The following is a 16,672-nucleotide window of genomic DNA, read 5'->3' on the forward strand; positions in this document are numbered from 1 at the left end:
TGAGTCATGATACAGCTGTTCTATCTGCGTAACACCACCGTAATCCATGAGCGCTACCGCGGTGAGAAAAAAAAGAAAAAGGACAAGGCATTATTGACTGCCCGCCGACTGTTCCTGCAGGATCCAAAGAAGCCAGTGACCTTCAGCGAAGCCTATTGGAAGGGTGCGAAAGTTCAGCTTAAGGCCGAAACGCATCGAAAATGCGCCTACTGTGAAGCAGATACGGCTACAGTCGCGCATGGCGATGTTGAGCATTATCGCCCTAAAAGCATATACTGGTGGCTCGCTTATACTTATGATAACTACTTGTTCGCGTGTCAGATTTGCAACCAGACTTATAAAGGCGATAATTTTCCGATAAAGGGCAAGCGTTTTCCCGCACCGGCGATTACAGCTGTGACCACTGATCCAGAGATTGATGCATTGCAGGGCTTGATATCACCGGATCCCCTCCTGGCCCTCCTGATCGATTATAAATTGGCTACTTATGTCAAGCATCACCAGGCTGAGCAAGCTTTATTGCTCAATCCTTACCTGGACGATCCGAAGGCGTTTATCGCTTACGAAGCGGATGATATTATACGCGAAGTTTCGATCGTTGCTAAGAACCGGAAGGCCAAACCTTATATCAAAGCGATGGAAGACCATTACGGTATCAATCGCCTGGAGCTGCGCAATCTCCGCTATAAAATTTTTAAGGCGTTCCGGCTGTTTAAGAAAAATTTAGCGAAGACGACCGATCCGGCGGAAATCAAAGAGATTCAGGAACAGATTGATGAGATGCTGGCCCCGGACTATATGTTCGCCGGCATGAACCGGTATTTCAACGATAAGGTCTGATAATCTTTTTCGATTCTGACGCATACCATTCCTTTGCCCGACCAAACTGTGCGGATGATCGGCGGCTTAGTGGCTTCTCCGCTTTGGGGATCACTGCATTATAATGCCAGATGATTATAACCTGATCATTGTTAGTCAATACCTTGATTTAGGTAAAACGAAGGTTGTATGGTATTTATAATGAGATAGTTAGGTTGTGATAAAGTTAAAGAATATTTCAAAGTCAGCAGATAGTGATTTATGGCTGAGTCCCTACGGTATCAAATCCATCAGCTTCAATACATCCTTCGCTTTGTATTCGCTTAACCAGGTATTACCAGGTTGTATACTGCATACCGGGGCAAATTTACATCGGTCTGTACATTCTGTTTCTATTACTTCAATTTCGCTATCGCCGTGGTAATGTTTAGCGTATGAGCGGGCCAGTTTGTACATATCTTTACCGCCCCTTTTGCCACATTTGCTGCCGGTGCACACGTACAATACTTTGTCGGGGATGGTAAATTTACTCATGGCGGGTTTTATTAAGATATGTTGATAATAACAAAGTTAGTACAATTATGTTGTATACGATTTGTAAGATGGGGCGGCGTTGCCCAATAACATTATCGCTTCAACTTGGCCTTTATTATTTTGGCGGCCCGTGTGTATCCGCCTTCGGCGCCATCAACAAAGTGAATGTGGCCATCATCAAGATCACGTACATAGCATGACATTACCGATTCGCCGCTTACATAAAGGCCGTAACATAATTCGCCATCGGTTTCCATTTTATCCAGCACGTTTTGCAAACGCTTTCGCTGCGATAACGTGCCGCTGATTACGGTATTTATCTTCCCATCGATTACCAGCGTGTCCGACATTTCCACAAGTTTTTCCAGGTAGTGTTTACCCTTACTGGTGCTGAAAAAGATAAGGCCATATAAATTGATAAACCAGGCTATTACTTGTTCAAAAAAAGGTGCCCTGCCCATGCTTGCCCGCATCTCGGTGCCAATACGGTTAAAGGTGGTTTTAAGCTTCAGCTGGGCTACAGATATAGGGGTCCGCTTTTTTTCATCGCCATAAACCTCATCTATATGGCACATTACTTTCCTGAAAACTTCCGGTTGCCCGTCTTCATGCGATGCTATAACCAATAGCGATAGTACCTCGTTAGTGTTTTCGGGCGGGGCAATTTTATCCCAGCGGCATTGCATTCCGGTCAGATCAACTTCCTTTAACAGGGCTTCATAATTTGGCAGCATATCGTGCCCCTTAATAATCTTTTCGGCATAGCTTAGCCCATTGCCCAAAACAACGGGGATTGAAAAAACTTCCGAAATGCGGTGTTTGGCTATCCGCAGTTTATACCCCTGGTCATAAACCTGTTTTACAGGCAGGGTGCCGGTGCGCAGGTCGATCTGAAAGTTAGTTAGTGTGTTTTTCCGGTACAGTATAAGCGCCTGCATCGCTTCATCCAAAATAATGGGCGGTACCAAAAATGTTGCGCCATCGCCACCAAAAAAGAAAGGCACACTAACATTGGCTTTTAAGGCAATGTTGAGCACCGCAACAATGCTGCCCGTTGCAATCAGGTTAACATTTTGCGAACCACCTGCAAGTACAGCCAGTGTTGAGCCCTTTATATCGGTTATGATAACATGCCAATCATCAGGGACATCCCTAAATAAATCTTCTCTAATAAAAAGATCGCCAAGCGGGATGTTGTTAACCGGCAGGCTACCGTAAAATTGATGTTGATTTGCTGACATGAATGTATAAATATACCAACCATATTCATTTAAACCGACTGGCTTTTCCAATGTGCTTTTATTGTTTTTGGCCGGTTTAAACTGAATTACGAAAAAGTTACCCGCAGCGATTAAAAAATAAAAATATTATTTGCGTAACTCATAGGTTACGTATATGTTTGTGTAACCCATAGGTTACATGTTATGCAACGAGATTTAGTTATTAAATGGTATTTCGCCCATCCGGCAGAAAAAGTTTGGCACTATTTAACCGATGCCAACCTGGTTAGTCAATGGCTGATGAAAAACGATTTCAAGCCGGTGGTTGGGCACAAATTTCAGTTCCATAGCAAGCCATTACCTAAAATGGGATGGGATGGTATTGTTTACTGCGAAGTACTGGAGATAATACCCTGCCAAAAACTGGTTTACAGTTGGAAGGGCGGACCCAGGCCCGGGGTAATTGAATTAGATACCGTACTTACCTGGACGTTAAGCGCCGATGGCGATGGTACCAGGCTGGTTTTGGAACATAGCGGCTTCAAAGGCTTCAGGAATATGATATCGAGCCTGTTTATGGAACGTGGCTGGAAAAAAGGAATTCCGAGGCGACTGGCTAAACTACTAAACGAGTCAAAATGAGAGTAATAACAGATCCCTTTGAGGCCATTGCCGATAGCAACCGGCGGGCCATTTTAATGCTGCTATCACATGAAAAGCAATCCATAAATACTATTGCGGGCAATTTTGATATCAGCCGGCCCGCGGTTTCAAAACATATAAAGGTGCTGTACGATGCCGGGCTGATAGTAATTACAGATAGCGGCCGCGAGCGCTATTGTGAATTGAAGGCAGATGGCTTTGAAGAAGTAAAACAGTGGATTGAATACTTTGATCTTTTCTGGAAACAGAAATTAAACAACCTGGAAAATCTTTTAAACCAAAACACCAAATAATATGAAAGCAATTGAAATTATCTCTATCCCGGTAACCAACCAGCAGGCGGCCAAGGCATTTTACATGAAACTGGGTTTCGAAGTTATTGTTGAAGCTCCTTTTGGGCCCAACGGTTCGCAATGGATCCAGATGGGGTACCCAAACTCGGCTGTTTCTATCACCCTGGTAAACTGGTTCCCGGATATGCCGGCCGGCAGCGTGCGCGGCTTTGTGATCAAAACCGACGATCTTGACGCCGACATTGCCGACCTTACTGCCAAAGGCATCCAATTAGGTGAGGTTGATGAAACCCCCTGGGGTAAATTCCTGGGTATCAAAGATCCCGACGGCAATGTGATGAGCTTGCACGCGGACTGAATTGATTTGCAGATAAAAGAATTATTTGAAGATTTGAAAATTGTCAGAGTTGTGATAATCCTCCAATGTGTTTAATCCGAATTCAGACAAAATTCTGCTAATTCTTAAATTCTGAAAATTCTGATTTCAGATAATTCCCCGATATTTACCGGCGTTGTAACCGCAAGCTAATGAGTGGCATGGCATCATTCCCGAAGATTTATTTGTACAGGCGTATTGTGCATGCCAAGCTTTTTATTGATGGCCATTATCACCAGGCCATTAACCTTGATGATATTGCCGATGAAGCTTTTTTCTCGAAGTTTCACTTTATCCGGCTGTTTAAAACTACTTATGGCAAAACCCCGCACCAGTACCTGATAGCGGTGAGGGTTGAGCAGGCCCGCCTGCTTTTACAGAAAGGTGCATCTGTAACCGAAGCTTGTTATGCAGTGGGTTTTGATAGTGTTACTTCTTTTTCGGCTTTGTTTAAAAAGGTGATCCTTTTATCGCCATCGGTATACCAGCAGCGGGAACTTCAAAGAGCCGCCGATATGGTGAAAGCGCCGCTGAAGTTTATCCCCAATTGTTTTGCGCAAGAAAACGGCTGGGTTTAAAACAGCAATTTTGGATAGGTGAAGCCCGTTGCTAATATCCATATTTGATGCAAATAAACAATTGGCACCATGATCACAAAAATGAACCATGTAAGCATATTTGTTCTGGACCAGGACAGTGCTTATGATTTTTACGTTAATAAACTGGGCTTTAAAGTGCATACTGATGCATCCATGGGGCCGGGAATGCGCTGGCTTACCGTATGCCCGCCGGAACAACCCGAACTGGAGATTTCGCTCATGGCTATTGCCGAAGGGATGATGTTTAAAAAGGATGCCGCCCAACAAATGCGCAACCTGGTAAGCCAGGGCACCTTTGGCTTTGGCGTATTTGAATGTAACGACCTGGTTGCAACTTACGAGGAACTGAAAGCCAAGGGCGTTGAGTTTAAAAAAGAACCTACCAAAGAGTTTTACGGCTTTGAGGCACTGTTTAAAGACGACTCGGGCAACTGGTTTTCTTTAGGCGAAAAGCAAAAATAAACGGCTAATAATACCTGCTGCAGATAACCTGTATCATAATAATAGCCGAATAAAACGGAAATAGCAAAACAGCCGATAATAGGGTAGCTTTTAAGCGGGCGAACCTGTCGGTTATGGCATAAGCACTTACTGAGAGCGCGATAAAAGGAAAAATAGGAATAAGGTACCGCCCCTGCATACCGCCGAGGGTTGGCGATTCGAGGGCTGTCCAGGTAACATATTGGGCCGATATAACCGCTATGGTGGTGAGGATGGCGCAAACCAGCAAAGCTACCCTGAGCCTGGTGTTGCCTTTGAAGCCCAGGCTGACCATGATGCCTAAAACAAGGCAAATGTACGCGTTGCGGTAATAAATATCTGGTAACTGCATATCGAGCCAGGCCAGTACGCCTACAAACATACGGGCTACGTTTTGTAATGCCGTTTTATCAAAATCAAAAAACATGCCCATGAACCTGAGGGGGTGGTGCAAAATGTACAATACCTGTAATTTTGAGTTCAGCCTCATCTCGGCAGGTGCAAACCTGATCATGAAGCTGCCATGATTGATGATGAGCCAAAACGCCAGTACCGTAAAAGGGGTAATAATGCTAAGGGCTTTTTGCTTTGGGTTAAGCTTTAAAAACAGGAACAAAAATGCAAAGATGATATAAGGCGGTTTGGCAATGCCGATGACAGTAGCCAGGATAACCATGGTGTACAGCTTCCATTTGGGCCGATGGTTATCGCCGAAGGAAAAATCGTCTATAAAACCAACAAGTAAAAAACAACAGCTGATTAAAACAGCATCCTGGCTTACCGAAGCGAATAACGATACCGTCATCGGGAAAAGTAATACGATTAATAGTAAAATATTACTTTGCCTGGCCAGCGCCAGGGCAAAAAAACATAAGGTTACGCACAGCAAACCATTCAATATCCTCGAAAGGTATAACGTATTAATAATGCTTAAATGAAGCAACTTACCCACCCCAATACCCAGGGCCTGCATTAAATAAACAACCGGCGGGTAAATGGCCGTATTACCAAAATTAAAATATATGATGCCCGTGTGCCACTTTAAGTTTTTGGCACTATCTGTTTTAAGCGCCGCCACTTTTATACTGCTGTTGCGTGCAAGGGGGCTGTAAATATGATCGAGCTGGTAAATCCCTTTATCAACCCTGAAGCCACCCCTGTCGGGGTAAACTATAGCCGGATCTTTGGATATTGAATCGGCGGCGGTAATGGGGTGCGCCTTGTCGTAAACAAAAGTGGGTACAAATTCAAGCCTCGAAACCTGTTCGGCGCGGGCAAAATGGTTAGGCTCATCCGGGCTTTGAAAAGCCGGGGTTATTATGGCAATAATAACCACCAGCGGCACGGCATACAAAAGGTATATGTAATGCAGGCGCCGCCGAAGGCTGTTGTAAAAAGTATTAAAAGTAAACATAGGTATCAGCACAAAACAATAGCGAAGCTAAGGATTATGCGCGAAGAAAAGCCGGGATGCTTAAAATCCTGCCCTTCAGACACCAGGCTTCAAGCTTTTTCAGCCTTATGCCCACTGATCTACAATATTCCTCAGATCGTTGGCATTAAGGGGCTTTACAATAAAGTCAGATACCTGTTCCATCTGTTTGGCGCGTTTAAAGTCGTCCTCGTCAATAGACGAGCTTACAATATAAATCAGTATTTTTTTGCCAAGGCGGGGTACCAGCTTAATAAATTCATCTAAAAACTGCCAGCCGTCAAGCACAGGCATGTTTAAATCAAGCAGGATCATATCCGGCAGATTGCCGATTACTTCAAGGCAATTATAAAAGAAATCGATTGCGACCTGGCCGTTATGAAAAAAAATAGTTTTTTCGGCAACTTCCGCTTTGGCAATAATGCGTTTGATGGTAAACGTGTAGATATCATCATCATCTATCACACAAAGGGTGTTAATTTTTTTCATTAAAAGTTATTTTAAATGTGCTGCCGCTGTTGGGCTTGCTTGTTACGGTTATTTGCCCGCCTTGCGAGTCGACCTGGGTTTTGGTTAAAAATAAACCAACCCCATGCGAGTCTTTGCGGTCATGAAAAGTTTTATAAAGGCCAAAAATCTTTTTTTCGTGTAGCGTAAGGTCAATGCCGATGCCATTATCGGTACATTCTAAAACAGTGTTTCCGTTTTCGTCCCGGTATGTTTTTAATAAAACCCTTGGCTCCACTGTTGGCTTGCGGTATTTTATGGCGTTATTTAACAGGTTCATCAGGATGCTTTCCAGGTAAATTTTAGGGAACGTAACCTCTTTAACCTCAAACTGCCGGGTAATTACCGCGCGGTTTACAGCAATGTCCGATTCGATGATCCCCAAAATTTTGTCCGTTATCTCCTCAAAGCTTATCTGTTCGGCCTCTATAATCTCGTCTTTAATTTTAATGGCGTATGATAAATCTTCCAGGGTGGTATTCAATCCCTGAGAAATCTTTTTAATTTTTTGAAACAGCTCGGCATTTTCTTCATCCAAAGTGCTTTCATCAATTAATGACGACACCAGCGAGATATTGCTGGCATGGTTACGGATGTTATGGGATAGGATGTGCGTAAAGTTTTTGAGCTGCTGGTTGTTTTTGGTAACCATTTCTACGGTTTTGTTTAACGAGAGCTCATTCAGCTTGTATTTATCTATATCCATAAACACACCTCTTAATTTGGCGGGCTTGCTATGCTCATCGTATAACATCTCGCCACGGGCGCGCACCCACACCCGGTTATTTTTGGCCGTTATCAGCTGCAATTCCAGGTCGTAACCTTTGCCGGTATCCTGGCACTCATTTATTGCCTGGGTTATTACTGTAAGGTATGGTTCGGGATAAAAGCGGCTGTAATCGTAAAGAGTAGGATCATAATCATAAGGCAACTCGTGGATATCAAAAATAGTTTCCGACCAGGTGTTTTTGTTTGTAGCTAAATCCATTTCCCAGCCACCAAATTTGCCCATCCGGCCGGCTTCCAGCAACAGGAACTCGCTGGCAGCTAACTTTTTTTCGGCAATTTTACGCTCATTTATTTCCTTTTGCAGCTCATCTACAGATCGTAACGAAAGCACCGTGGGCATAATACGGTATAACGCATATACTGTTGTTACCGATACCATACCGGTAAGTAACCTTAACAACGCGCTCAGGCGGTACGCAGGCCACCAAAAAATGCCGGCATCTATCAAATGGGTAATGCCGCATAAAATAATAAACACAACAAACAACCAAAGTATTTTTGGAAAAGGCACATCCTTGCGTTTGGTGAGCAGGACGATAAGCAACAAGGGGATTGCAAAATAAGATACCGCTATGAGCAGGTCCGAAAAAATGTACAGCCAGCCATGAAACTCGCTCCATGTGCCGCAATGCCAGCGGGCGGGCCAGTTGCTGGTGTCAAATATACCAGAAAAAAAATCCTTTACCTGTTGGTAAAGTCCTGCTTTGGCAATTGCCGCTTGTTGCACTTTGCCGCATTGGGCACCACAAACGCTATTCGCTTTTGATGCTAATGAATCTGGTCTAATCAATGTAAATTATCAGTTTTTCGCAACTGACAATTTACATTTTTTATTTTAACTTACAATAGTTAAATTGAATTTAACTATTTGTTAATCAAGTTAATAAAATTGCTATTTATGAACAAAAAATATCAGGCTCCGGCAAAAATAACCGTCGTATTTACAGGTTTATTTTGCGGGGATGCTTTCCTTTTTGCTGGCGGTTGACTTAGGAGCAGCTATTTTGGCTGTTGTTTTGGTAACTTTTGCAGCCGGCGGCTGAGGTGTTGTTTCTTTAACTATTGGTAAATCCGGTGATTTAACTTCAACAACAATTTCCTTTGTTTTTTTTACCGGGGCTGCCGGTTCGTCTTTTTTGTCGCCTATTTTTGCCGAAATTGCTTTGGCCAGATTTTTTGAAGCCTTCTCAATTGCTTTGGTCAGGCCTTTCAATTCGGGCTCAAATTCGCTGACGATGGTTTTTAACTGAGCTGTAAATTTATCGTTTAATTGTTTTTTAAGGGCCTTGCGGGCCTCTTTCGCTACTGATTTTACTTTTTTATCTTTCATATGTCGGGGATGGAAAAAATTCAGGTTGATCAAGAATTTTAATTTCGGCACAAAGGTACGTTAACTAAATGCTATTTTAATATTATGTTTATGTTAACAACTATGATGTATGTTAAGTCAGTGTTATTATAACTCGCTGCCATTTAGCTGGTTAATGATTTCTTATGCATTGCAAAATTGCATTACTATACAGTAATCCCAAAGCGTCAACATTATTCAAATCACTATGTTTTAATTATGTACGACCTTTTTAAAACTCGGCTTTTTGAAAGCCCTTAGCTTATTCATAACTTAGCAGGCTCAGATACTTTAGCATTAAAATGACCATTAACGATTTAAATTCACTAAACCAGGTTGCCGAGTTCCACAGCACCTTCAAGCATCCAATTGTTGCAGCACCGGCCATTCCGTCAAAGCAACGCAGCCAGCTGCGTATTGAATTGCTGGCCGAAGAGTTGAAAGAATTGCAGCAGGCCGTTGATGATAACAACCTGGTTGAAGTTGCCGACGCCCTTTGCGATTTGCAATATGTACTGGCCGGCGCGGTACTGGAGTTTGGCCTTGCCGCAAAGTTTAAGGAGTTGTTTGATGAGGTGCACCGCTCAAACATGAGCAAAGCCTGCAAAACTGTAGAGGAAGCTAACCAAACCATTGAACATTACCGCAGTACAACAGGTGTCGAGTCGCACTACAAAGAGGTTGACGGGCTGTTTTTGGTTTACCGCACTGCCGATAATAAAACGCTTAAATCTATCAATTACTCGCCCGCAAGTTTGGGAGCGATAATAGGCTAAAAGCCAAAACTATTAACTAACCGAACATTAAAATAAATATTTTGCCACAACCCACACCAGATAAGCCCGAAGTAAAAGAAACCATGCACCCGCGCAATGCGCACCGTATGGGATATGATTTTAATGCGCTTATAAAGGCGATGCCCAAGTTACGTGCCTTTGTTACAGTAAATAAGTACGAGAACGAAACTATCAATTTCTCGGATCCCGAAGCTGTAAAGTTGCTCAACAGGGCCTTGCTTAAACACCATTACCGGGTTGAGTACTGGGATATACCCGAAGGTTACCTTTGCCCGCCCATACCGGGCCGGGCCGATTATATTCATTACGCTGCCGATTTGCTGGCTACCACCAATGATGGGGTAGTGCGTAAAGGAAAAAAAGTGCGCGTACTTGATATTGGTGTGGGCGCCAATTGTGTTTATCCTATCATCGGGCACCAGGAATATGGCTGGAGCTTTATGGGGGTTGATATTGATGAGGAAGCCCTGGCATCGGCACAAAAAATAATAGACCAGAGTAAGGAATTAAAAGCCGCTATTGAACTGCGCCTGCAAAAACACAAAGCAGATATTTTTACATTCGCTGTTAAACCGGGCGAACTGTTTGATCTTACACTATGTAACCCACCATTCCATGCGTCTATCAGGGAAGCTGCCGAAGGATCCAAACGCAAATGGAATAACCTGGGCCTGAAAACAGGGAGGGAAGAACCTGTATTAAATTTTGGCGGCCAGAATATGGAATTATGGTATCCCGGCGGCGAGGCTGCTTTTTTAAAGCAAATGGCCACGCAAAGCACACGCGTTGCCAAACAATGCCTTTGGTTTACCACCCTGGTATCAAAAAAAGAGAACCTGCGTATTTTATATAATGCCCTGCAAAAAGCCGGTGCTGTCGAGGTGCAAACCATCAACATGTCGCAAGGCCAAAAGGCCAGCCGCATTATGGCCTGGACTTACTTTACCCCGGAAGAGCAAAAGGAGTGGGTTAAGTAGTTCATTAGTTCACTTGTTCATTAGTTCATTGGTCTTTTCTGGTGGTTAGTTGTTAACCCGGTTGCCGATGCTGTCGAAAGCTTGTTGCCCGCTATGCCCGCGTTCCAATGAACCAATGAACCAATGAACCAATGAACTTTTAATTGATATTCAAGCCCCTCTTTACTGCGAAGCAGAAGAGAGGGATGTCGGGCGTAGCCTCGACAGGGTGAGTCTTCGCCGACATGCGATGGTACAGCGTCCCCGGTTTTATGTTCCCGCAATCGGGTTCTTTTTCAATAACATTTAAACATTTCCTTGTCGTTTTTTAGCATCTGCTGTATTTCTGCAATGTCGATTGCTTACATTGGTATGCAACTACAATCGATTGCGGATTGATTTAGATTTCTTAAAATTATAGTTTCTCACCACTATGAAAAAAACTTTAGTGCTTACGCTTGGCTGCCTGGTTTTGGCTGGCCTTACTTCTTTTAATCCCGATAATGGCTGGGTTAAGCTTATGGATAAAAAGATGAGCAAATGGACTATTTATCAAAGTTACCGGTTAACCTATCCCTACAAAGGCGAAGCACCAAAAGACGCTGATGGTAAAACGCTGCCGCCAATTGGTTACGATAAAAATGAAGGCAATTTATTTTCTGTCGAGATGCAGCATGGCGAACCTGTATTGCATATCACCGGCGAGATATATGGTTGCATTTATACTAAACAGGAATTTCAAAATTACCGCCTCAGGTTGAAAACCAAATTCGGTACCAAAAAATGGGAGCCGCGTTTAAACGAACCTATGGATTCGGGTTTGTTATACCATTCGCAGGGCGAGTGTGGTGCCGATTATTTTCATGCCTGGATGTTATCGCAGGAATTCCAGGTGATGGAAGGCGGCATTGGCGACTACTGGAACGTGGGTACCGCACACGCCACCGTGAGGGCCAGCAAACCCGACGGCGTGCCCAATTACGTGTTTAATAAAAACGCGGATAAGGTTTTCATGGGCGTAGGGGCACCTAACCAGGGTTTTTGTCAGCGCCGGCAAAACTTTGAAAACCCCAAAGGCGAATGGAACACCATGGAGTTAATTTGCTATGACGATAAAAGTGTTTACATTGTAAACGGCCATGTAGTAAATGCGCTATCGAACCTGGGCTACCAGGACGGTAAGGAAAGCAAGCCCCTAACCAAAGGCAAGCTCCAGCTGCAAAGCGAAGCCGCCGAAGTTTATTTTAAAGATATCCAGATTAAAAGTATTGATAAAATGCCGGAGGAGTACGCGGGGTTGTTTTAGCCCCCTCTAAATCTCCCCCGGTAGGGGAGACTTTTGATATGCAAGTTTTTAAAGCCCTCCCTACCGGGGAGGGTTTGGGTGGGGCTCACACCCTTAAAAACGTTTTCTTCTGATACAAATAATATAAAAACAGCCATTTCACCATTACAAAGGTAATGGCCATGGCCACGGCGTTAAACGGATCGCCTATGAGCTGGCCTATCCAGCCGAAGAAACCGTTGTTGGTGTAACTCCATTTAATGAAGTGCCCCGATACATAAATGAGGATGGAATTCATCCCTATCACCCTAAAATAAAACGACCATTTTTGGTAGCCCAGCACATCAATAATATAGTAAAAGAAAGCCATCAGCAATAAGCTTAAACCGCCCACCTGCATTACAAACGAGCTGGTCCACAGGTTTTTGTTGATAGGGAAATCTAGGTTCCAAACCTGGGCGATGATCAGGAAAGCCACGCCGGTGATGGCAAGGATGGCTACTTTTTTCATTTGCGCCAGGCCTGTTTTTTTAAGGATGGTGCCGGTAATAATACCCAGTAGCCCGGTACTTATGGCCGGGATGGTCGAGAACAATCCTTCGGGATCATGGATGCCTAAATATAGTTTTCCGGGCAGTATAACCCTATCCATGTAGGATGCAAAATTGCCCTGCATGGTTAAATCGCCATGCGGATATCCCGGTGCCGAAGTGAATTTTAACAGCAGCCAGTAGCCTATAATAAATGCCCAAAACCAAACCATTTGCATGCGCTCGCTGCTGTACAGGTAAATAATATTGGCAAACATATAGGCTATACCTATGCGGCCCAGTACGCTTGCAAAGCGGATCTCACTCACAGGCATAATTTTTAAGCCGTTGTTTACCACCAGGCCCAGCAAAACCAATATGAACGCCCTTTTTATAACACGCAATACCAGTTGCTGCCTGCTTTTTCCTTTTTCCAGCTCGCGGCCGACCGAAAATGGGGTTGATACGCCTGCCATGAACAGGAACAGCGGAAAAATCAGATCATATAAATGAAAACCGTTCCAATCGGGATGAGTAAACTGGTTGGCGATGGAGCCCCAGAAAGGCGAGCCCGTAGCTTTGGCCATGGTATGAAATATCTCTTCGCCACCCATAATCCAAAACATATCAAATCCGCGCAGGGCATCCAACGAGAAAAGCCTGGTAGGCGCCGAATTGATACTATCAGGCGCGGTATCGCCTGTAACGGTTTTTGCTTTGGCTGTCATTATTTTACGGTTTATTGTGATGAACTAAAGATATAAAAAGAATAAACTAATTAAAATATTTTTTTTAGATGATGGACTTTTTAAAATTTAGTTGTGAGTTGTGAGTTGTGAGTTGTGAGTAGGTGAGTTGTGAGTTGTGAGTTGTGAGTTGTGAGTTGTGAGTTGTGAGTTGTGAGTTGTGAGTTGTGAGTTGTGAGTTGTGAGTTGTGAGTTGTGAGTTGTGAGTTGTGAGTTGTGAGTTGTGAGTTGTGAGTGAACATTATGTAAAATATGAAACCCAATCCAACTTATTCAACCTAATCAACAAAATCCAACCTAATCAACTCAATCCAACTTAATCAACTATATCCCTACCTTTACCCGATGTTAGAGATCATATACCGGGATGAGTACCTTATTGCTGTTAATAAGCCGCATGGCCTGTTGGTACACCGGTCGCCCATAGCGGCAGAGGCTACGGAGTTTGCGTTGCAGATATTGCGCGATCAGATAGGGCAGAAGGTTAACCCGGTACACCGGATAGACAGGAAAACGGGCGGCATTTTACTTTTTGCGCTGGATAAGCAGGTGGAGATAGCCATGCAGCAGGCTTTTATGGATAACAAGGTGCAAAAAAAATACCTGGCCATTGTGCGCGGGCATACCGTTGATACAGAGGATATTGATTACCCGTTACGCAAAGAGAACGGAACGTTACAGGATGCTTTTACCACATACACCACACTTAAACGTGCCGAACTTGATGTGCCTTTTGGCGCGCACCCCACATCAAGGTACTCGCTGGTTGAGGCTGTACCAACCACGGGGCGCATGCACCAGCTGCGTAAACATTTTGCCCACATATTTCACCCCATTATCGGCGATCGTACGCATGGCTGTAACAAGCAAAATAAGTTTTTTACCGAAACCTGGGATATGAACACCATGTTGCTCCACGCATCGCACCTGCAATTCAGCCACCCGGTTACGGGCCGGCAAATCACTATAAATGCCGGTTTCCAGCCCGAATTTGCAAGGGTAATGGAAATAATGGGCTGGTAACGTTTTAGCTGACTGCTGGTAACGTTTTAGCTAAATAAAATAAACAAAACGGCGTTGTATTTGTAGGTAATGCAAATAGATTAAACATGACAAAGCCTGTAGATTATACGTTATATACATCAAATGGCGACCGTTACATTACCATTAACCCGGTAACCCAGCCCGCAACGGGTGGACACATACAAGCTACCGGTGTTTTTGGGTTGAACGAGGGTATGGTTGATTTAGGCGATATTGTTTTTGACGATAACATGAACCAGTGGGAGTACAGCGGTATGGGCGACCTTACCCACCTGCAAGCCGAAGAAATTGCAAGTTTTATCAAAAACTACCACCAGCCTAACGCCGAAGACAGGGAGTTTGACGAGCATAGTATAGGGTAATCAAATCCTTGTTGTTTGGTATACTCAAAAAGCGCAGTGCCGAATTTGTTTGATTATGCCGCCACATCGTGTGTTTGGAAATAACCCTTTTATCATTCTGAACGGAGTGAAGAATCTGTTAACCGACATGCATCGCCGATAGAAAAGTTCGTGAGTAGATTCTTCACTCTGTTTACCCATGACATGTTTAAAAACGGAAGTCATCCTGAACTTGTTTCAGGATCCCACAGGACAGGTAGCCCGCATGAAGTACACTTAGCATGTGGGGTGCCGAAACAAGTTCGGCATGACATTAGGGATCAAATCGTTGTCATTCCTCTGCCAGAGTTTCCCGAAATTTTACCACTGCTCATGACGTTTTTGAACGCTGGCTACGACTCACCCCGGCTACGCTGCGCTGGCCGACCTCTCTCCGGCTGCGCCGCAAAGAGGGTTGAGGAAAGAAAAATTATTTTTTCGCCCCTCTATGCGCGAAGCGGAGAGAGGGGCAGACGGGCGTAGCCTCGTCGGGGTGAGTCGACTCGCCGCCATGCGATATACATCATTCCCCCTTTCAGAATTCCCCGACATTTTATAACTCAATTAGGAAGCTTCTTATTTTAAGCGTCATTCTCAGCTTTAGCGTTCCGCTAAATTTTAGTTCAGACTATGCTCAATGTCCCCGGCCTTCAATAAGCACTCTTTTACGGTGCTAACAATATCGGCAAGGCTAAATGGCTTGGCCACAAACGCATCAGAGCCATAGTTACCCAATGACTCCAGCACCCGGGGATAAGCCGAAACCATAACTACCGGTATATGGGCCGTGAGCGGGTTGGTTTTTAGGATATGGCAAAGTTCGCCGCCGTTTATACCAAAAAGGATATAATCTAATATCACCAGGTCGGCGTTAAAAGCCATGGCCGATTTGCATATGTCATCGGTGTAATTCAAAATTTCAATCTCGTAACCCTCCATCTCGAGTACGTCTTTCATCACCTCAAGGATATCTTCGCTATCATCAAGTATCAAGATTTTTTTAGACATTTTTTATATAATTGGTACTCTCAATAACGTGGCAGATTTAGGTTTTGTTTTTTGCGGCTACAACCTGTTGTTGTAATGTTTTGAATTACAGCTAAATATTTTTTTGGGTAACAGTCTTCTTACATTAAGCCGACAATTTTGCAATTGCGCGCCCGCAATAGCGTTAAGTTGCTTTAAGGGCGGTTATTAAAACATTTACAGTTTGCAATACCCTATCCAGGCTTGCCGGGGTGTTGGTAACCTTGGCTATCATAATGCCGCCTTCTATCAGCGCAATCATCGATAGGGCCGTACCGTCGGCATCAGCATCCGGCTTAAATTCTCCGGCTTGTATGCCGGCAGTAATCAGGTTTTCTATCGATTTTCGCCAGCGCAGCACCGCCTGGGCGGCTTTCTCTTTTAACAATGGGTTGGTATCATCGGCATCTACCGCGGTATTTAAAATGGGGCAGCCGCCTTCAGGAAAAGTGCCGGTACGGGTAAAACTATGATACACCTGGGCATACACCAGCAGTTTTTCATAATAAGTGCCTGCCTTTTGAATCCTGTCCTGGATCTGCCTCCTGATCATGGCCGAATTATGGTCGAAAGCCGCTGCCGCAACTTCCTCTTTATTGGCAAAGTTTCCGTAAATGCTCCCTTTGGTAAGGCCTGTAGCATCCGTCAAATCAGACAGCGAAGTACCGGCATATCCTTTTTTATTGAAGATGGGTGCTGTTGTTTCTACAATGAACTTGCGGGTGCGTTCTGCTTTTGATAATTCCTTTTCCATAATACAAATATACCGGCTGGTATTTGATATTGCGAGTGCCCGTTATGTAAAACCTTAAAAAATGCTTATGACGTGCAACTAAATATAGTTAAAC

The 16,672-nt window shown here is 44.0% G+C and carries 20 protein-coding genes; 11 read left to right on the forward strand and 9 right to left on the reverse strand.

Annotated features, from left to right (window positions below; all coding sequences use genetic code 11):
• Window positions 1–6: 6 nt before the first annotated feature.
• Window positions 7–840, forward strand: a complete 834-nt coding sequence (locus tag FSB76_RS20925) for an HNH endonuclease family protein (protein WP_147056782.1) — start codon at window positions 7–9, stop codon at window positions 838–840.
• Between the two features lie 252 nt (window positions 841–1,092).
• Here the strand turns inward: FSB76_RS20925 and FSB76_RS20930 are convergent, their stop codons facing one another.
• Both FSB76_RS20930 and FSB76_RS20935 read right to left on the reverse strand, forming a co-directional pair.
• Window positions 1,093–1,353, reverse strand: coding sequence for a (2Fe-2S) ferredoxin domain-containing protein (locus FSB76_RS20930; RefSeq protein ID WP_090644975.1), 261 nt, complete (start codon window positions 1,351–1,353; stop codon window positions 1,093–1,095).
• Window positions 1,354–1,445: 92 nt separating this feature from the next.
• Window positions 1,446–2,594, reverse strand: a complete 1,149-nt coding sequence (locus FSB76_RS20935) for a DUF3095 family protein (protein WP_147056784.1) — start codon at window positions 2,592–2,594, stop codon at window positions 1,446–1,448.
• A 183-nt stretch (window positions 2,595–2,777) separates the two neighbouring features.
• Between FSB76_RS20935 and FSB76_RS20940 the strand changes: the two genes are divergently transcribed.
• The 5 genes from FSB76_RS20940 to FSB76_RS20960 all read left to right on the forward strand — a co-directional run bounded on the left by FSB76_RS20940 (window position 2,778) and on the right by FSB76_RS20960 (window position 4,966).
• On the forward strand, window positions 2,778–3,215 hold the full coding sequence (locus FSB76_RS20940; RefSeq protein WP_147056786.1) for an SRPBCC family protein: 438 nt from the start codon (window positions 2,778–2,780) through the stop codon (window positions 3,213–3,215).
• Window positions 3,212–3,529: an ArsR/SmtB family transcription factor gene (locus FSB76_RS20945; protein ID WP_147056788.1), complete on the forward strand. Its 318-nt coding sequence runs from the start codon at window positions 3,212–3,214 to the stop codon at window positions 3,527–3,529. The genes FSB76_RS20940 and FSB76_RS20945 overlap by 4 nt, the downstream gene beginning before the upstream one ends.
• Before the next feature lies 1 nt (window position 3,530).
• Window positions 3,531–3,887: a VOC family protein gene (locus tag FSB76_RS20950; RefSeq protein WP_147056790.1), complete on the forward strand. Its 357-nt coding sequence runs from the start codon at window positions 3,531–3,533 to the stop codon at window positions 3,885–3,887.
• A gap of 170 nt (window positions 3,888–4,057) precedes the next feature.
• Window positions 4,058–4,483 (forward strand): helix-turn-helix domain-containing protein, encoded by a 426-nt coding sequence (locus FSB76_RS20955; RefSeq protein ID WP_147056792.1) that lies wholly within the window; start codon window positions 4,058–4,060, stop codon window positions 4,481–4,483.
• Window positions 4,484–4,552: 69 nt separating this feature from the next.
• On the forward strand, window positions 4,553–4,966 hold the full coding sequence (locus tag FSB76_RS20960; protein ID WP_147056794.1) for a VOC family protein: 414 nt from the start codon (window positions 4,553–4,555) through the stop codon (window positions 4,964–4,966).
• Window positions 4,967–4,970: 4 nt separating this feature from the next.
• Here FSB76_RS20960 and FSB76_RS20965 read toward each other — a convergent pair whose 3' ends face one another.
• The 4 genes from FSB76_RS20965 to FSB76_RS20980 all read right to left on the reverse strand — a co-directional run bounded on the left by FSB76_RS20965 (window position 4,971) and on the right by FSB76_RS20980 (window position 9,042).
• Window positions 4,971–6,398 carry a DUF2142 domain-containing protein gene (locus FSB76_RS20965; RefSeq protein WP_147056796.1) on the reverse strand — a complete coding sequence of 476 codons (1,428 nt, stop codon included), beginning with the start codon at window positions 6,396–6,398 and terminating at the stop codon, window positions 4,971–4,973.
• A 105-nt stretch (window positions 6,399–6,503) separates the two neighbouring features.
• On the reverse strand, window positions 6,504–6,905 hold the full coding sequence (locus tag FSB76_RS20970) for a response regulator (RefSeq protein WP_147056798.1): 402 nt from the start codon (window positions 6,903–6,905) through the stop codon (window positions 6,504–6,506).
• Window positions 6,892–8,502 (reverse strand): sensor histidine kinase, encoded by a 1,611-nt coding sequence (locus FSB76_RS20975; protein ID WP_147056800.1) that lies wholly within the window; start codon window positions 8,500–8,502, stop codon window positions 6,892–6,894. Before FSB76_RS20975 ends, FSB76_RS20970 begins: the two co-directional genes overlap by 14 nt.
• 159 nt (window positions 8,503–8,661) lie before the next feature.
• The gene (locus FSB76_RS20980) at window positions 8,662–9,042 is read right to left on the reverse strand and encodes a hypothetical protein (protein WP_147056802.1); all 381 of its coding nucleotides are present in this window, start codon (window positions 9,040–9,042) and stop codon (window positions 8,662–8,664) included.
• A gap of 320 nt (window positions 9,043–9,362) precedes the next feature.
• Between FSB76_RS20980 and FSB76_RS20985 the strand changes: the two genes are divergently transcribed.
• The 3 genes from FSB76_RS20985 (at window position 9,363) to FSB76_RS20995 (ending at window position 12,119) form a co-directional block, all read left to right on the forward strand.
• Complete coding sequence (locus FSB76_RS20985) at window positions 9,363–9,836, forward strand: nucleoside triphosphate pyrophosphohydrolase family protein (RefSeq protein WP_225976262.1); 474 nt, start codon at window positions 9,363–9,365, stop codon at window positions 9,834–9,836.
• 41 nt (window positions 9,837–9,877) lie between these two features.
• Window positions 9,878–10,834: a 23S rRNA (adenine(1618)-N(6))-methyltransferase RlmF gene (gene rlmF, locus FSB76_RS20990; protein WP_147056804.1), complete on the forward strand. Its 957-nt coding sequence runs from the start codon at window positions 9,878–9,880 to the stop codon at window positions 10,832–10,834.
• A gap of 412 nt (window positions 10,835–11,246) precedes the next feature.
• Window positions 11,247–12,119, forward strand: a complete 873-nt coding sequence (locus FSB76_RS20995; protein ID WP_147056806.1) for a 3-keto-disaccharide hydrolase — start codon at window positions 11,247–11,249, stop codon at window positions 12,117–12,119.
• Between the two features lie 85 nt (window positions 12,120–12,204).
• Here the strand turns inward: FSB76_RS20995 and FSB76_RS21000 are convergent, their stop codons facing one another.
• Complete coding sequence (locus FSB76_RS21000; RefSeq protein WP_147056808.1) at window positions 12,205–13,356, reverse strand: acyltransferase family protein; 1,152 nt, start codon at window positions 13,354–13,356, stop codon at window positions 12,205–12,207.
• A gap of 363 nt (window positions 13,357–13,719) precedes the next feature.
• On the opposite strand from FSB76_RS21000, the gene FSB76_RS21010 reads away from it, so the two are divergent.
• Complete coding sequence (locus FSB76_RS21010; protein ID WP_147056810.1) at window positions 13,720–14,397, forward strand: pseudouridine synthase; 678 nt, start codon at window positions 13,720–13,722, stop codon at window positions 14,395–14,397.
• Window positions 14,398–14,483: 86 nt separating this feature from the next.
• Window positions 14,484–14,780 (forward strand): hypothetical protein, encoded by a 297-nt coding sequence (locus FSB76_RS21015; protein WP_147056812.1) that lies wholly within the window; start codon window positions 14,484–14,486, stop codon window positions 14,778–14,780.
• A 636-nt stretch (window positions 14,781–15,416) separates the two neighbouring features.
• Here the strand turns inward: FSB76_RS21015 and FSB76_RS21020 are convergent.
• Window positions 15,417–15,806 carry a response regulator gene (locus FSB76_RS21020; RefSeq protein WP_147056814.1) on the reverse strand — a complete coding sequence of 130 codons (390 nt, stop codon included), beginning with the start codon at window positions 15,804–15,806 and terminating at the stop codon, window positions 15,417–15,419.
• Between the two features lie 163 nt (window positions 15,807–15,969).
• Window positions 15,970–16,578 carry a TetR/AcrR family transcriptional regulator gene (locus tag FSB76_RS21025; protein ID WP_147056815.1) on the reverse strand — a complete coding sequence of 203 codons (609 nt, stop codon included), beginning with the start codon at window positions 16,576–16,578 and terminating at the stop codon, window positions 15,970–15,972.
• Between the last annotated feature and the right edge of the window lie 94 nt (window positions 16,579–16,672).

The organism is Mucilaginibacter ginsenosidivorax (genome assembly GCF_007971525.1).
In the GTDB taxonomy this organism is placed as follows: Bacteria; Bacteroidota; Bacteroidia; order Sphingobacteriales; family Sphingobacteriaceae; genus Mucilaginibacter; species Mucilaginibacter ginsenosidivorax.

Coding starts and splice junctions, on each gene's coding strand:
- FSB76_RS20925 (WP_147056782.1), top strand. CDS start 7: ATGATACAGCTGTTCTATCTGCGTAACACCACCGTAATCCATGAGCGC.
- FSB76_RS20930 (WP_090644975.1), bottom strand. CDS start 1,353: ATGAGTAAATTTACCATCCCCGACAAAGTATTGTACGTGTGCACCGGC.
- FSB76_RS20935 (WP_147056784.1), bottom strand. CDS start 2,594: ATGTCAGCAAATCAACATCAATTTTACGGTAGCCTGCCGGTTAACAAC.
- FSB76_RS20940 (WP_147056786.1), top strand. CDS start 2,778: ATGCAACGAGATTTAGTTATTAAATGGTATTTCGCCCATCCGGCAGAA.
- FSB76_RS20945 (WP_147056788.1), top strand. CDS start 3,212: ATGAGAGTAATAACAGATCCCTTTGAGGCCATTGCCGATAGCAACCGG.
- FSB76_RS20950 (WP_147056790.1), top strand. CDS start 3,531: ATGAAAGCAATTGAAATTATCTCTATCCCGGTAACCAACCAGCAGGCG.
- FSB76_RS20955 (WP_147056792.1), top strand. CDS start 4,058: ATGAGTGGCATGGCATCATTCCCGAAGATTTATTTGTACAGGCGTATT.
- FSB76_RS20960 (WP_147056794.1), top strand. CDS start 4,553: ATGATCACAAAAATGAACCATGTAAGCATATTTGTTCTGGACCAGGAC.
- FSB76_RS20965 (WP_147056796.1), bottom strand. CDS start 6,398: ATGTTTACTTTTAATACTTTTTACAACAGCCTTCGGCGGCGCCTGCAT.
- FSB76_RS20970 (WP_147056798.1), bottom strand. CDS start 6,905: ATGAAAAAAATTAACACCCTTTGTGTGATAGATGATGATGATATCTAC.
- FSB76_RS20980 (WP_147056802.1), bottom strand. CDS start 9,042: ATGAAAGATAAAAAAGTAAAATCAGTAGCGAAAGAGGCCCGCAAGGCC.
- FSB76_RS20985 (WP_225976262.1), top strand. CDS start 9,363: ATGACCATTAACGATTTAAATTCACTAAACCAGGTTGCCGAGTTCCAC.
- FSB76_RS20995 (WP_147056806.1), top strand. CDS start 11,247: ATGAAAAAAACTTTAGTGCTTACGCTTGGCTGCCTGGTTTTGGCTGGC.
- FSB76_RS21000 (WP_147056808.1), bottom strand. CDS start 13,356: ATGACAGCCAAAGCAAAAACCGTTACAGGCGATACCGCGCCTGATAGT.
- FSB76_RS21010 (WP_147056810.1), top strand. CDS start 13,720: ATGTTAGAGATCATATACCGGGATGAGTACCTTATTGCTGTTAATAAG.
- FSB76_RS21015 (WP_147056812.1), top strand. CDS start 14,484: ATGACAAAGCCTGTAGATTATACGTTATATACATCAAATGGCGACCGT.
- FSB76_RS21020 (WP_147056814.1), bottom strand. CDS start 15,806: ATGTCTAAAAAAATCTTGATACTTGATGATAGCGAAGATATCCTTGAG.
- FSB76_RS21025 (WP_147056815.1), bottom strand. CDS start 16,578: ATGGAAAAGGAATTATCAAAAGCAGAACGCACCCGCAAGTTCATTGTA.